General features: G+C 61.8%; 12 protein-coding genes. 3 read left to right on the forward strand and 9 right to left on the reverse strand.

The annotated features are described in order from the left end of the window. Positions 1-59: 59 nt before the first annotated feature. Together J2W40_RS06825 and phaR are read right to left on the reverse strand one after the other, a co-directional pair. Positions 60-401: a hypothetical protein gene (locus J2W40_RS06825; protein WP_310222956.1), complete on the reverse strand. Its 342-nt coding sequence runs from the start codon at positions 399-401 to the stop codon at positions 60-62. Positions 402-422: 21 nt separating this feature from the next. Then, complete coding sequence (phaR, locus tag J2W40_RS06830; protein ID WP_096060475.1) at positions 423-1,004, reverse strand: polyhydroxyalkanoate synthesis repressor PhaR; 582 nt, start codon at positions 1,002-1,004, stop codon at positions 423-425. A gap of 124 nt (positions 1,005-1,128) precedes the next feature. Between phaR and J2W40_RS06835 the strand changes: the two genes are divergently transcribed. Next, complete coding sequence (locus J2W40_RS06835) at positions 1,129-2,091, forward strand: alpha/beta fold hydrolase (RefSeq protein ID WP_310223059.1); 963 nt, start codon at positions 1,129-1,131, stop codon at positions 2,089-2,091. A 48-nt stretch (positions 2,092-2,139) separates the two neighbouring features. Then, entirely contained in the window at positions 2,140-3,312 is a 1,173-nt protein-coding gene (locus J2W40_RS06840) for an acetyl-CoA C-acetyltransferase (RefSeq protein ID WP_310222958.1), read from the forward strand. A gap of 98 nt (positions 3,313-3,410) precedes the next feature. Here the strand turns inward: J2W40_RS06840 and J2W40_RS06845 are convergent, their stop codons facing one another. The 6 genes from J2W40_RS06845 to J2W40_RS06870 form a co-directional block, all read right to left on the reverse strand. After that, on the reverse strand, positions 3,411-5,408 hold the full coding sequence (locus J2W40_RS06845; protein WP_310222960.1) for an acetyl/propionyl/methylcrotonyl-CoA carboxylase subunit alpha: 1,998 nt from the start codon (positions 5,406-5,408) through the stop codon (positions 3,411-3,413). Continuing rightward, complete coding sequence (locus tag J2W40_RS06850) at positions 5,405-5,716, reverse strand: hypothetical protein (protein WP_310222962.1); 312 nt, start codon at positions 5,714-5,716, stop codon at positions 5,405-5,407. Before J2W40_RS06850 ends, J2W40_RS06845 begins: the two co-directional genes overlap by 4 nt. Before the next feature lie 261 nt (positions 5,717-5,977). Further along, the gene (gene bioB, locus J2W40_RS06855) at positions 5,978-7,075 is read right to left on the reverse strand and encodes a biotin synthase BioB (protein ID WP_310222964.1); all 1,098 of its coding nucleotides are present in this window, start codon (positions 7,073-7,075) and stop codon (positions 5,978-5,980) included. After that, the gene (scpA, locus tag J2W40_RS06860; protein WP_310222967.1) at positions 7,075-9,222 is read right to left on the reverse strand and encodes a methylmalonyl-CoA mutase; all 2,148 of its coding nucleotides are present in this window, start codon (positions 9,220-9,222) and stop codon (positions 7,075-7,077) included. Before scpA ends, bioB begins: the two co-directional genes overlap by 1 nt. A gap of 182 nt (positions 9,223-9,404) precedes the next feature. Then, positions 9,405-9,842, reverse strand: coding sequence for a methylmalonyl-CoA epimerase (gene mce, locus J2W40_RS06865; RefSeq protein ID WP_310223061.1), 438 nt, complete (start codon positions 9,840-9,842; stop codon positions 9,405-9,407). A 114-nt stretch (positions 9,843-9,956) separates the two neighbouring features. Then, the gene (locus tag J2W40_RS06870; RefSeq protein WP_310222969.1) at positions 9,957-11,489 is read right to left on the reverse strand and encodes an acyl-CoA carboxylase subunit beta; all 1,533 of its coding nucleotides are present in this window, start codon (positions 11,487-11,489) and stop codon (positions 9,957-9,959) included. Between the two features lie 164 nt (positions 11,490-11,653). Here J2W40_RS06870 and J2W40_RS06875 point away from each other — a divergent pair, with 164 nt between their 5' ends. After that, positions 11,654-13,069, forward strand: a complete 1,416-nt coding sequence (locus tag J2W40_RS06875; protein ID WP_310222971.1) for a helix-turn-helix domain-containing protein — start codon at positions 11,654-11,656, stop codon at positions 13,067-13,069. Between the two features lie 9 nt (positions 13,070-13,078). On the opposite strand, the gene J2W40_RS06880 is transcribed toward J2W40_RS06875, so the two are convergent. Next, the gene (locus J2W40_RS06880) at positions 13,079-13,519 is read right to left on the reverse strand and encodes a DUF983 domain-containing protein (RefSeq protein WP_409050351.1); all 441 of its coding nucleotides are present in this window, start codon (positions 13,517-13,519) and stop codon (positions 13,079-13,081) included. Positions 13,520-13,659: the final 140 nt, after the last annotated feature.

Below are 13,659 nucleotides of genomic sequence, written 5' to 3' on the forward strand. Positions count from 1 at the left end.
AATGGCGCGCCATAGGACAAGCGCGCTACGCCTGTCGACCCCTGACCATGGCGATAGGGTCAGGCGGTCACACCCAGCCGTTCAAGCCAGGCCCGCGCCTGTTTGGGTTCGCCGACAGCATCGGACGATACCGGCCCACGCGCGGCCACGAATTCCTGATGCAGCGCAAATGGCTCTAGGCCTAAGGTCGTGCGTAGTTCGTCAATTTCGTCTGCAGTGTCGCTTAGCTCTGCCAATATCGGCGCGGTCTTCGCTCGTGCCGTTTTGTCCTTCTGATGATCGAACAGGCCCCATTTGCCGCTGGCGGTCGTCTGGAGCGCAGAGATCAACGCCGCGCGATAGGCCTGTTCCAGTTCCTCGCGGCGAACGTCCAGCCGCTCTAACCGATCCGCCTTCGCCATGGTCCCGTCCGATCCTCTTATTCAGCTCAGCTTGTCGATCTTCGCGTTCAAGGCCGCCAATTGCGCCTTGAGCGCGGCGATCTCGTCATCCTTGCTGCCGTCTGTAGCCGCTGGCGCAGGCGTCGCACCCGGAACGCCCGGCATCCCCGGCACGCCATTGCCAAAGGCGCTGGCCGCGGCTTCGAACATTTGCAGGTTGCGCTTGGCAATCTCGGCCAATGGTCCCCCGCCAAAGGCACCCTTCATGGCTTCCTGAAACTGCTGCTGATTCTTGCGGAAGGCATCCATCGACGATTCCAGATATTGCGGCACCATCGACTGCATCGAATCACCATACATGGAAATCAACTGGCGCAGGAAGTTGACCGGCAGCATGTTCGTGCCGCGCTGTTCCTCTTCCATGATAATCTGGGTCAGCACATTATGGGTGATGTCCTCACCGGACTTGGCATCGACCACGGTGAACTCGCGCCCTTCACGGGTCATCTGTGACAGCAGGTCGAGTGTAATATAACTGGAAGTTTCGGTATTATAGAGACGCCGGTTGGCGTACTTCTTGATAACGACCGGATCGGATTCGTTGACCACTTTAGATTTGGACATGAAAGCCTCTCCCTCAGAACCTCATTCTGCACTAGCACAAGGCCATGTCGCACCGCAACATGGACCGCGCCCATTACCCCTTTTTCTCAATATTTTATGGCGCGAGACGGAGGGTGATCCTGAACTGCGCCGCCGCGCGTTTATGGGCTTGCGCCGCTATCAGGATGCGCAGCGTCCTCCTGTGCCGACAGTGCCGCATTGCGTAGCTTCGGTCGGAAGCGCCCGACTATGTCGCTATGGTGCTGAAAATGGGCGCGCACCCATTGTGTTCATTCCATCACTGATCAATCCCCCGCAGGTGCTGGATCTGTCGGAAAGCCGGTCGATGCTGCGCCATATGGGTGCAGCAGGGCATGATGCCTATCTGGTCGATTGGGGGGCGCCAACGCACCGCGATGCAGCGATGGGCCTGGATTTACATATAACGGAGCGATTGCTGCCGTTGCTTGTCGACTTGCCGCGCCCGCCCATCCTGGTTGGCTATTGCCTGGGCGGCACCTTGGCGATTGCTGCGGCAATGCTGCGCGAGGTAACGGCCGTCGTCGCGATCGCGTCGCCATGGGCGTTTGACGGTTTCGCCCATGCCGACCGGCAGGAAATCAGCCTGCTGTGGCGCGACGCCAAAGCGATCTGCGAACGACTGGGCTATGTGCCGATGGAAGTGCTGCAATCGGGCTTCTGGGCGATGGACCCTCAGCGCACCATACACAAATATGCCGCGTTCGCCGATATGGAGGAAGGGTCGGACGCGGCCCGCGCCTTTCTGGCGGTCGAGGATTGGGCCAATGAAGGGGCACCGCTTACCTACGCTGCGGCAAGCGACTTGTTCGACGCCCTCTATGCCGGCAATGCGACCGGCGAAGGGCGGTGGTCAGTTGGCGGCAAAGTAATCAATCCCAAAGCCCTGCCCTGCCCCAGCCTTTCGATCCGATCGACAACCGACCGTATCGTACCGGCCGCCGCGGCTCCCGATCTGGCGGAGCAGCGCAGCCTTGCGCTCGGTCATGTCGGCATGGTGGTGGGTAGCAGGGCTCCCCAATTGCTATGGCATCCGCTGTCCGACTGGCTTTCCAGCCATGGCGGATGATGCTATGGGCGCGGGCGAAAACAACCCCCGTCATTGAGGATCAGGCCTTTGTCAGACATCGTGATTACCGCCGCCAAGCGCACCGCCGTCGGCAGCTTCATGGGCGCTTTCGGATCGACCCCCGCGCATGAACTGGGTCGCCAGGCGATCCTCGCCGCCTTGGCGCAGGCCGGTGTCGCGCCCGACGAGGTGGACGAAGTGATACTGGGCCAGGTGCTGAGCGCAGGCCAGGGCCAGAACCCAGCGCGTCAGGCCGCCGTCAACGCCGGTATCCCGGTGGAGCGCACCGCCATCGGCATCAACCAGCTATGTGGTTCCGGGCTGCGCGCAGTGGCGCTGGCGGCACAGGCCATCCGTGCGGGCGACGCGAACATCATGGTGGCTGGCGGGCAGGAAAACATGTCGCTTGCCCCCCATGCGCAATATCTGCGTGCAGGCAGCAAGATGGGCAATGTCAGCCTGATCGACACGATGATCCACGACGGCCTGACCGACGCCTTCAACAATTATCATATGGGCATCACCGCTGAAAATCTGGCGGAGAAGTATCAGATCAGCCGCGAGGCGCAGGACGCCTTTGCCGTCGCCAGCCAGAACAAGGCGGAAGCGGCGCGCGCTTCGGGTCGCTTTGCCGACGAGATCGTGCCGATCACGATCAAGGGTCGCAAGGGCGACACCATCGTCAATGCCGACGAATATATCCGCGCGGGAGCGACGATCGAGGGGATGCAGGCGCTACGCCCGGCCTTCAAGAAGGATGGCAGCGTGACCGCCGGCAATGCGAGCGGCCTGAATGATGGCGCCGCCGCGCTGGTGCTGATGACCGCTGATGCTGCGGCCAAGCGCGGTGCGACGATCCTGGGCCGGATCGCCGGTTTTGCAACCTGCGGCGTCGATCCCTCGATCATGGGCATCGGCCCGGCCCCGGCCAGCCGCAAGGCGCTGGAAAAGGCGGGCTGGTCCGTCGCTGATCTCGACCTGATCGAAGCCAATGAGGCGTTCGCGGCGCAGGCGCTGTCGGTCGGCCAGGAACTGGGCTGGGATGCGGACAAGGTCAACGTCAATGGCGGCGCGATCGCCATCGGTCATCCGATCGGCGCTTCGGGCGCACGGGTGCTAACGACCTTGCTGTACGAAATGGCCAAGCGCGATGCAAAGAAGGGTCTGGCGACCCTGTGCATCGGCGGCGGCATGGGCGTGGCGATGTGCATCGAGCGCTGATGTCGGCGTAGATGTGAAAAAGGTCGCCGCTCCTCGTGGAGCGGCGGCCTTTTTTATATGGTCCAGGACGGCTAGTTAAGCCGCCCCTTCACCGCGGGTTACTCCATCTCCAAAATGACCGCGTCGACGGCCAGGCTGTCGCCTTGCGCCGCGGAGACGCTTTTCACCGTGCCTGCCTTTTGCGCGCGCAGGATATTTTCCATCTTCATCGCTTCGATAACGGCGAGCGGCTGACCGGCCTCCACCTTGTCGCCCGCCCCCACATGCAAAGCGACCAGCAAGCCCGGCATCGGGCAGATAAGGTAGCGCGACAGGTCTGGCGGGATCTTCTCGATCATGTGCGCGGCATAGGGCGCGGCGTGCGCGGGCAGGATGCGCAGCTTGTGGCTGGCACCATGGGCGGTCAGGACGAAGCCGGCGCGGGTCGGCGCGATCTTCACCGCCAATTCCTCCTCGCCGAACTCGGCTTCGATCAGGCGATCGCCGGGCGTATATTCGAGCGCCATGTCTACGCTCACGCCATCGACGGTCACATCATCGCCGTCGATCTCCACATCATGGACGCTGTCGCCGATCTTGACCTGCCAGCCGGTCGGCGGCGGCAAGCGCTTGCCGAGTTGTCCGTCGATGCGGCGGGCGCGGTCGGCCTGGGCCATGGCGGCAAAGGCCCCGATCGCGGCGAGCCGCTGGAGCAGTTCGGGCGACGCGGGTGCGCCCTGGAAGCCGTCAGGATATTCCTCCGCGATGAAGCCGGTGGTGATGTTGCCGGAGCGGAACCGCTCATGCTGCATCAGCGCGGAAACGAAATCGATATTATGGCCCGGCCCCTCGATCTCAAATTTGTCGAGCGCCTCGATCTGCTTGTCGATGGCCTCCAGCCGCGTGGGCGCCCAGGTGATCAGCTTAGCGATCATGGGGTCGTAGAACATGGAGACTTCACCGCCTTCGACCACGCCGTCATCGACGCGGATCAGCGCGCCGCTTTCGTCGGTGCCGGTTTCGGGCGGATTGTAGCGGACGAGGCGGCCGGTCGACGGCAGGAAGCCGCGATAGGGGTCTTCGGCATAGACGCGGTTCTCGATCGCCCAGCCCTTGATCTTGACGTCATCCTGGGAGAAGGCCAGCGCCTCGCCATTGGCGACGCGGATCATCTGTTCGACCAGATCGACGCCGGTGATTTCTTCGGTGACGGGATGTTCGACCTGCAAGCGGGTGTTCATTTCGAGGAAGTAGAAGCCCTCCCCCGTCGTGTCCGCGCCGCTGACAATCAGTTCGACCGTCCCCGCGCTGAAATAGCCGACCGCACGGGCCAGGGCGACGCACTGCTCGCCCATCGCCTTGCGCATCTTGGGCGTGACGAAAGGCAACGGCGCTTCCTCGACCACCTTCTGGTGGCGGCGCTGGATCGAACATTCGCGTTCGTTCAAATAGACGATATTGCCATGCTGATCGCCCAATATCTGGATTTCGATATGGCGCGGGCTTTCGATGAATTTTTCGATGAAGACGCGGTCATCGCCAAAGCTGGCCAGGCCTTCGCGCTTGGTCGCTTCAAAGCCTTCGCGAACATCCTGCTCATTATAGGCGAGCCGCATCCCCTTGCCGCCGCCGCCAGCCGATGCCTTCATCATCACCGGATAGCCGATCTCGTTGGAGATTTTTACGGCATGTTCGGTGTCGTCGATGACGCCGACGAAGCCGGGGACGACATTGACGCCTGCTTCCAGCGCCAGCTTCTTGGACTCGATCTTGTCGCCCATCGCCGCAATCGCGTTGGCGGGAGGGCCGACGAAGATGATGCCTTCGGCGTCGAGCGCGTTGCGGAAACTCTCGCGTTCCGACAGGAAGCCATAGCCCGGATGCACAGCATCCGCGCCGGTCGCCTTGCACGCCGCGATGATCTTGTCGGCGATCAGATAGGATTGGGCGGCGGGCGACGGGCCGATATGCACGGCTTCGTCCGCCATCAACACATGCGGCGCGCGCGCATCGGCATCGGAATAGACCGCAACGGTCTTGATGCCCATCTTCTTGGCCGTGCGCATGACACGACACGCAATTTCGCCACGGTTCGCGATCAGGATTTTTTTGATCATAGGTTTGGCTTCTTCGTCCCCAAAAGTTCTAATTCCGACATAGTTGCAAGAATATCGTTTCCATTAAGGTCACGAAGACCGACCAAGATAGGCCCATCTGGCGAATGCTCGGCTTGAACAAGGATAACTGCCAGCTTCTCGCCGGGACTTTCTGACCAATAGGCATATTGAGGAATTGCTACGGTAGCGGCATCGCCGCCGGTTCCGTTGGTGTGAAAAACGGCATCACCGCGCTGCGCATCTTCGAGCGTAGCAGGTCGCCCGACTATGAAACCCTGCGATGGCAGATCAGGCCACGAATCATTCACCGTGCTGGCTCCCAATCACAATTGTCACCCTGAACTTGTTTCAGGGTCCATCCCTCCACATGCACCAACGCTCTCGGAGGCGTGATAGATGCTGAAACAAGTTCAGCATGACGGAGTGTTGAGAGGCGGATCATGCAGCGACCACCCCACACTTATCCGTCATGCCGGACTTGATCCGGCATCCCGCTTTCTTCTCGCGCATCGCCAGAAGAGAAGCGGGACCCCGGATCAAGTCCGGGGTGACGAAGGTGGGCGCACAAATCATTCCGCCGCCACAGCCTCCATCTCAACCTTCACCTCAGCCTGCATCGGCACGACGCCCAGCTTCGCGAACAGTGCCGCATCGGCATTGTCGCCCGCATTCGCCGTGGTCAGCAATTTGTCGCCGGTGAAGATGCTGTTCGCCCCCGCCATGAAGCACAAAGCCTGACACGCATCCGACATGCTCTCACGCCCGGCACTCAGCCGCACCATGCTCTCCGGCATCACGATCCGCGCGACCGCGACCGTCCGCACGAACTCGATCTCGTCGATCTTCGCCAGCGGCGTGTCGGCCAGCATATTGCCCAGCACGGTGCCCTTGACCGGCACCAGCGCGTTGATCGGCACGCTCTGCGGATGGGTCGGCAACACAGCCAGCGCGTGCAGGAAGCCGACACGATCCTCGCGCGTCTCGCCCATGCCCACAATGCCGCCGGAGCAGACATTGATCCCCGAATTGCGGACATTCTCCAGCGTTTCAAGCCGGTCGTCGAACGTCCGGGTGGTGATCACCTTCTCATAATGTTCGGGCGAGGTGTCGATATTATGGTTGTAATAATCCAGCCCTGCATCCGCCAGAACCTTGGCCTGCCCCTCGCTCAGCATCCCCAGCGTCATGCAAGTTTCCATGCCCATCTGGCGCACGCCCTGCACCATCTGGACGATGGCGGGCATGTCCCGCTCCTTGGGATTACGCCAGGCAGCACCCATGCAAAAACGCGAGCTGCCAGCATCCTTGGCCTGCGCCGCGGCCTGCATCACTGCCTGCACGCTCATCAGTTTCTCGGCCTTCAGACCACTTTCCGCCGAGGCCGACTGGTTGCAATAGCCGCAATCTTCCGGGCAGCCGCCGGTCTTGATCGACAGCAAAGTCGAAAGCTGCACCTCATTGCGCGGGAAATTGGCGCGATGGATCGACTGCGCCTCGAACATCAGGTCGTTGAACGGCAGGTCGAACAGCGCGGCGATTTCGGCGCGGGTCCAGTCATTACGGGCAGTCCCCCCAACCCGTTCAGTTCGAGCTTGTCGAGAACCCTGCGCGACCTCCGTTCTCGACGGGCTCGAACCGAACGGAGATTGGGAATTAGTGGCGTTCATTAGGCAGCATCCTCCACCGGGGGCATATTATGGCCGAGGAGGCGCAGCACGTCGGCGGCGCATTCCACGACATTGGAGCCCGGTCCATAAATGCCCTGAACGCCCGCGTCACGGAGGAAGTCATAATCCTGCGGCGGGATGACGCCGCCCGCGATCACCTTGATGTCGTTGCGACCTGCTTCACGCAGCTTGGTGATGAGGTCGGGAATCAGCGTCTTGTGGCCCGCCGCCAGCGACGACGCGCCCACCACATCGACGTCGCTTTCCAGCGCCAGCACCACAGTTTCTTCGGGCGTCTGGAACAGCGGCCCCGACACCACGTCGAAGCCCATGTCGCCAAATGCCGACGCGATCACGTTGGCGCCCCGGTCATGCCCATCCTGCCCCATCTTGGCGACGAGGAGTTTGGGCCTGCGACCGAGGCGCCGCTCGACGGCCTGCACGCCGTCAAGAACCTGTTGCCAGCGGCTGTCGCCTGCATAAGGCGCACTGTAGACGCCCTTTACCGGCGTCGGCTGGGTGCCGTAGCGATCGAAGCTCTCCTCCATGGCGGAGGAAATCTCGCCCAGCGTCGCGCGGGCGCGGGCCGCTTCGACGGCAAGGGCGAGGAGATTATTGTCGAGACTGGAGGGCTTCGCCGCACCGTCGCGCAGCGCCTGCAGGGCGGCTTCGCATTTGGCCGCATCGCGCTCCGCCTTTACCCGGTTGATGCGCGCAATCTGGCCTTCGCGCACCTTGGCATTGTCGATATCGAGCGTTTCGAGGAAATCCTCTGTCGCAAGGCGATATTTGTTCACGCCCACGATGACGTCATCGCCGCGATCCACCCGCGCCTGACGGGCAGCAGCGGCGGTTTCGATCATCGCCTTGGGCCAACCTGCCGCCACGGCTTTGGCCATGCCGCCATCGGCCTGCACCTTTTCGATGATGGCCCAGGCTTCATCGACCAATTGCTGCGTCAGCGCTTCAACATAATAGGAACCGCCCAACGGATCGACCACCTTGGTCATGCCGGTTTCTTCCTGGATCACGATCTGCGTGTTGCGCGCGATCCGGGCTGAGAAATCGGTGGGGAGCGCAATGGCTTCGTCGAGCGCATTGGTGTGCAGCGATTGCGTACCGCCCAGCATCGCGGCCATCGCCTCGATCGTGGTGCGCATCACATTATTATAGGGGTCTTGCTCGGTCAGCGACACGCCGCTGGTCTGGCAATGGGTGCGGAGCATTTTGGACCGCTCGTCCTTCGCCCCCAGTTGCGTCATCGCCCGGTGCCATAGCACCCGCGCCGCGCGCAGTTTGGCGATCTCCATGAAGAAGTTCATGCCGATCGCGAAAAAGAAGCTCAGGCGTCCGGCGAACTTGTCGATGTCGAGGCCGCTGGCCACGCCATATTTCACATATTCCATGCCGTCGGCGATGGTGAAGGCCAATTCCTGCACCTGTGTCGCGCCCGCTTCCTGCATATGATAGCCGGAAATGGAGATGCTATTGAACTTGGGCATCTCGCGCGACGTGTAGCCGAAAATGTCGCTGATGATCCGCATCGAGGGTTCGGGTGGATAGATATAGGTGTTGCGGACCATGAACTCCTTGAGGATGTCGTTCTGGATGGTCCCGTCCAGCAATTTGCGGTCGACGCCCTGCTCCTCCCCCGCGACGATGAAGAAGGCTAAGATCGGGATCACCGCGCCGTTCATGGTCATGCTGACCGACATCTGATCGAGCGGAATCCCGTCGAACAGGATCTTCATATCCTCAATCGTGTCGATCGCCACGCCCGCCTTGCCGACATCGCCGGTGACGCGCGGATGGTCGCTGTCATAGCCGCGATGGGTGGCGAGGTCGAAGGCGACGCTCAGCCCCTTTTGCCCCGCCGCCAGGTTGCGGCGATAGAAAGCGTTGGATTCCTCGGCGGTCGAAAAGCCCGCATATTGCCGAATGGTCCAGGGCCGCCCAGCATACATGGATGCGCGCACGCCGCGCGTGAACGGCGCAAAGCCCGGCAAGCCCGGATCGACGGTCACGTCCTCAGCCGTGTAGAGCGGCTTGACCGCGATCCCTTCCGGGGTCGCCCAGGTCAAATCCTTGCCCTTCACTTCCTTGGCGGCAGCGGCGGCCCAGTCGTCCAGCGTCGGCTTGTCGGTCATCTTCTACCCTATCTCTTACCCCTCTCCCGCAAGCGGGAGAGGCAACGAGACTTAGGTCCGCGCAGCGGGCCTTAGTCGCAGTGGTGAGGGTCTTGCGTGTCGCTGGCCCTCACCAACTTCGCCTAGGCGGACAAGCCGCCAAGGCTCCGTATCCTCTCCCGCAAGCGGGAGAGGATTTAAAATCAGTGCGCCTCTTTCGGCGTCTCCATGATCTCGGTCAGCACCCCGTTCATATCCTTGGGATGCACGAAGAAGATCGGCGTGCCATGCGCCCCGATGCGCGGCTCACCCAGCACCCGCGCACCCTTTGCCTCGAACCACGCTTTGGCTTCGAGAATGTCGGGCACTTCATAACACATATGATGCTGCCCCCCCGCCGGGTTCTTGGCGATGAAGGCGGTGATCGGCGAGCTTTCGTCGAACGGCTCGATCAACTCGATCTGCGTCCCCGCCGTGCCGCCTTCACCCGGTGTATCGACAAAACACACCTTCACTCCCTGCGCGGGCAAGTCGAAGGGTTCATGGATCTTCGTCGCACCCATAACATCGCGATAATAAGCGATGCTCTTTTCCAGGCTGGGCGTAGCCACGCCGATATGGTTGAGACGGCCGAGTTTCATCATGCGTTCCTAAACTTCGTCATTCCCGCGAAGGCGGGAACCCATCTCCCGTCCCATCCCCAGGCGCGAGGCCCGGAAATGGATCCCCGCCTTCGCGGGGATGACGGGCCTTAGTTAAAGCGGAATATTGTCATGCTTCTTCCACGGATTCTCCAGCGCCTTGTTGCGCAGTTTGCGCAGGCCCAGCGCGATCCGCCGCCGCGTCGAATGCGGCTGGATCACCTCGTCGATAAAGCCTTTTGAGGCCGCCACGAACGGATTAGCGAAGCGCGCCTCATATTCCGCCGTCCGCTCGGCAATCTCGTCCGTGGTCTTGCCACGGAAGATAATCTCGACCGCGCCCTTGGCCCCCATCACCGCGATTTCGGCGGTCGGCCAGGCATAGTTCAAATCGCCGCGCAGATGCTTGGACGCCATCACGTCATAGGCGCCGCCATAGGCTTTGCGGGTGATGATGGTGATCTTGGGCACCGTGGCTTCGGCATAGGCGAACAGCAGTTTCGCGCCATGTTTGATGATGCCATTATGTTCCTGTGCCGTCCCCGGCAGGAAGCCCGGCACATCCACCAGCGTCACGATCGGTATCTCGAACGCATCGCAAAAGCGCACGAAGCGCCCGGCCTTCTTGGACGAATTGATGTCCAGCACGCCCGCGAGCACGAAAGGCTGGTTCGCCACGATGCCAATCGTCCGCCCCTCGACCCGGCCAAAGCCGCAGATGATGTTGCCGGCGTGCGCGGGCTGCACCTCGAAGAAATCGCCCTCATCCACGATCTTCTTGATCAGTTCGTGCATGTCATAGGGCTGGTTCGCATTCGCCGGGATCAGCGTGTCGAGGCTCGGCTCAATCCGGTCCCACGGGTCCGCGCTCGGCCGCTCCGGCACCGGTTCCTTGTTCGACGCGGGCAGGAAGTCGACGAAATCACGCACCGCCAGCAGCGCCTCGATATCATTCTCGAACGCCACGTCCGCCACGCCCGACTTGGTCGTGTGCGTCACCGCGCCACCCAACTCTTCCTGCGTCACCACCTCGTTCGTCACCGTCTTGACCACGTCAGGACCAGTCACGAACATGAAGCTGCTGTCCTTCACCATGAAGATGAAGTCGGTCATCGCCGGCGAATAGACTGCGCCGCCCGCGCATGGCCCCATGATTACGCTGATCTGCGGCACCACGCCGCTGGCCAGCACATTGCGCTGGAAAATCTCGGCATAGCCCGCGAGCGAAGCGACGCCCTCCTGGATGCGCGCACCGCCGCTGTCATTGAGGCCGATCACCGGCGCGCCAACCTTCAGCGCCATGTCCATGATCTTGCAGATTTTCATCGCATGCCGTTCCGACACCGCGCCGCCATAGACGGTGAAATCCTGGCTGAACACGAACACCAACCGCCCGTTGATCGTACCCGATCCGGTGACCACGCCGTCGCCGGGGATATGCGCTTCGTCCATGCCGAAATCGACGCAATTATGCTCGACATACATGTCCAGCTCTTCAAAGCTATCTTCGTCCAGCAGAACCTCGATCCGCTCGCGCGCGGTCAGTTTGCCCTTGCCGTGCTGGGCGTCGATGCGCCGCTGGCCACCGCCCATGCGTGCGCCTTCGCGCTTGGCTTCAAGCTGTTCGACAATGGCAAGCTTCGACATAGGCACCTTCTCTCCGGTCATTACGCGGATATCTTATAGCTGCTCTGTCACAAGCTTTGGCAACTTTCGCAAATGCAAATTTGCTAAGTTGCAAATCACCACTTCGCAAATTAGTGTCGAACACCCCACCATCCGTTGGGAGCTACTGAGGACGGAATTATACAATGGCACGCGGCAATCGTATCTTTGCAGGACCAAGGCTGCGCCAGTTGCGCCTCGATCATCGCATGGACCAGGCGACGATGGCGCAGGCGTTAAGCATATCCGTGTCTTACCTTTCCCAGATGGAGAATGACGACCGACCCCTGACCGCCAAGGTCAAGGCCGCACTCGCCAATGCCTTTCCGACCGATTGGGCCAGCTTCGACGCGCGGGAGGACGAGCAGATGCTGGGCGCCTTCACCTTCGCGCTCAGCCATCCCGAATTGCCCGGTGCCGCACTGGAGCCGGAGCGCATCGAGAAATTGCATCTGCAATTCCCCGAATTCGCGGCACGGTATCTCGACCTTTATAATGCGCATCTGCGGGCGAACGAGCGCATCAACATGATCGAGGAAGCGATCGCGAATGACAGCACGGTGCAGGCGCGGCTGCCATGGGAAGCGGCACGCGACTGGTTTCATGAAGCGGGCAATTATGTCCACAGCATCGATTGCCTGGCCGAAGACATGGCTGCCAGCTTCACCGCCGGACAGACTTTGGACGAAGGGATGCTGGTCGAAGCACTGGCACGGCGACACGGCATCGAAACGCTGATCGCAGACACGCCCGACAGCGCGCTGCGGTCCTATACCAGCAGTACCAAGCGGCTGTTCGTCAATGCAGCCCTGCCGACCGAGAGCCGCAAGTTCATGCTGGCGCACCAGCTCATGATGCTGGAGGGCCAGGCCGTGATCGCCGATGTGGTGAGCAAGGCCGGACTGCCGGTGACTGGGGCAGACCGGCTGCTCGCCATAGGTCTCGGCAATTACGCGGCAGGCGCGCTACTGATGCCCTATGCCGCCTTCCGCGAAGCCGCCCGCACGATGCGCCACGACATAGACCGGCTCGCCCGCACCTTCGGCGTCAGTTTCGAGCAGGCCTGCCATCGACTTTCGACGCTCCAGCGGCCGGGGCTGCGCGGCATCCCCTTCTTCTTCTGTCGCGTCGATATGGCGGGCAACATCACCAAGCGGCACAGCGCTACCCGCCTGCAATTCGCGCGGTTCGGCGGCGCTTGCCCCTTGTGGAACGTGCATGAAGCGGTGGCGATCCCCGACCGGATCAACGTACAACTGGGTGAGACGCCCGATGGCGTGCGCTACGTCTCCATGGCCAAGGGGCTGGTAAAGCCATCGGGCAGCTATAGCCGGACGCCGCGCCGCTTTGCCGTGGTGTTGGGTTGCGAGACGGCGCATGCGGCGAACTTCGTCTATGCCGATGGGCTGCAACTGGATGTCGAGGGCGCGGCCACGCCGATCGGCATCACCTGTCGCCTGTGTTCGCGCCAAAGCTGCGACCAGCGCGCCTTTCCGCCCGCCGATCGGCCGATCCATGTCGATCCGGACAATCGGCAGATCGTGCCTTACTGGATCGGGTAAACAATAAGGTCAGGGTTTCGGGCCTTGGCCATCGTGCAACTTGGCCCATAGGCCCGCCGTGCCCGCTTCCTGTGCCTTCATCGTGAACTGCGCGGCAACCAGCCAGCCCTTGATCGGGCGCATGGGCAAAATGGTGGTCAGGATCAGCACCGGCACGCCAACGGCCAGGTGGACCCACACGCTCGGCCGCGCCATGATTTCGAGCATGATGATGAAGATGACGCCGGGCACGCAGGCGAACAGTTGCACGAACACGGCGGGGCCATCGGCAGGGTCCGCAAAGCTGTAATTGAGGCCACAGACTTCGCAATGATCGCGCATCGTCAGGAAACCTTTGAAGATATGCCCTTCGCCGCAGCGGGGACAGCGGCCGAGTACACCCGTCTCATGCGCCGGGCGCTTGGGCCACTGGCGGCCGGTCTCGTCTACCCAATGGGCCTGGCTTTGCATGTCTGTCATAACGCTCCATGTGGCGCGTGCGAAACGCATTGCAATTGGCCCTTTTGTCCTACCCCTTTGCGCGCCACTGGCCAAGGGGCGCACAAGGCGCTATCGCGCGCGCCAATCCTTCCGATCTTCAAAGGCAGTCA

It is taken from the genome of Sphingobium xenophagum, assembly GCF_031457465.1.
GTDB classification, from domain to species: domain Bacteria; phylum Pseudomonadota; class Alphaproteobacteria; order Sphingomonadales; family Sphingomonadaceae; genus Sphingobium; species Sphingobium xenophagum_A.

What these genes read in the sequence shown, in the direction of transcription:
- J2W40_RS06880 (WP_409050351.1), bottom strand. Translation starts at nt 13,519, where the DNA reads ATGCAAAGCCAGGCCCATTGGGTAGACGAGACCGGCCGCCAGTGGCCC.
- scpA (WP_310222967.1), bottom strand. Translation starts at nt 9,222, where the DNA reads ATGACCGACAAGCCGACGCTGGACGACTGGGCCGCCGCTGCCGCCAAG.
- J2W40_RS06825 (WP_310222956.1), bottom strand. Translation starts at nt 401, where the DNA reads ATGGCGAAGGCGGATCGGTTAGAGCGGCTGGACGTTCGCCGCGAGGAA.
- bioB (WP_310222964.1), bottom strand. Translation starts at nt 7,075, where the DNA reads ATGAACGCCACTAATTCCCAATCTCCGTTCGGTTCGAGCCCGTCGAGA.
- mce (WP_310223061.1), bottom strand. Translation starts at nt 9,842, where the DNA reads ATGAAACTCGGCCGTCTCAACCATATCGGCGTGGCTACGCCCAGCCTG.
- J2W40_RS06875 (WP_310222971.1), top strand. Translation starts at nt 11,654, where the DNA reads ATGGCACGCGGCAATCGTATCTTTGCAGGACCAAGGCTGCGCCAGTTG.
- J2W40_RS06870 (WP_310222969.1), bottom strand. Translation starts at nt 11,489, where the DNA reads ATGTCGAAGCTTGCCATTGTCGAACAGCTTGAAGCCAAGCGCGAAGGC.
- phaR (WP_096060475.1), bottom strand. Translation starts at nt 1,004, where the DNA reads ATGTCCAAATCTAAAGTGGTCAACGAATCCGATCCGGTCGTTATCAAG.
- J2W40_RS06845 (WP_310222960.1), bottom strand. Translation starts at nt 5,408, where the DNA reads ATGATCAAAAAAATCCTGATCGCGAACCGTGGCGAAATTGCGTGTCGT.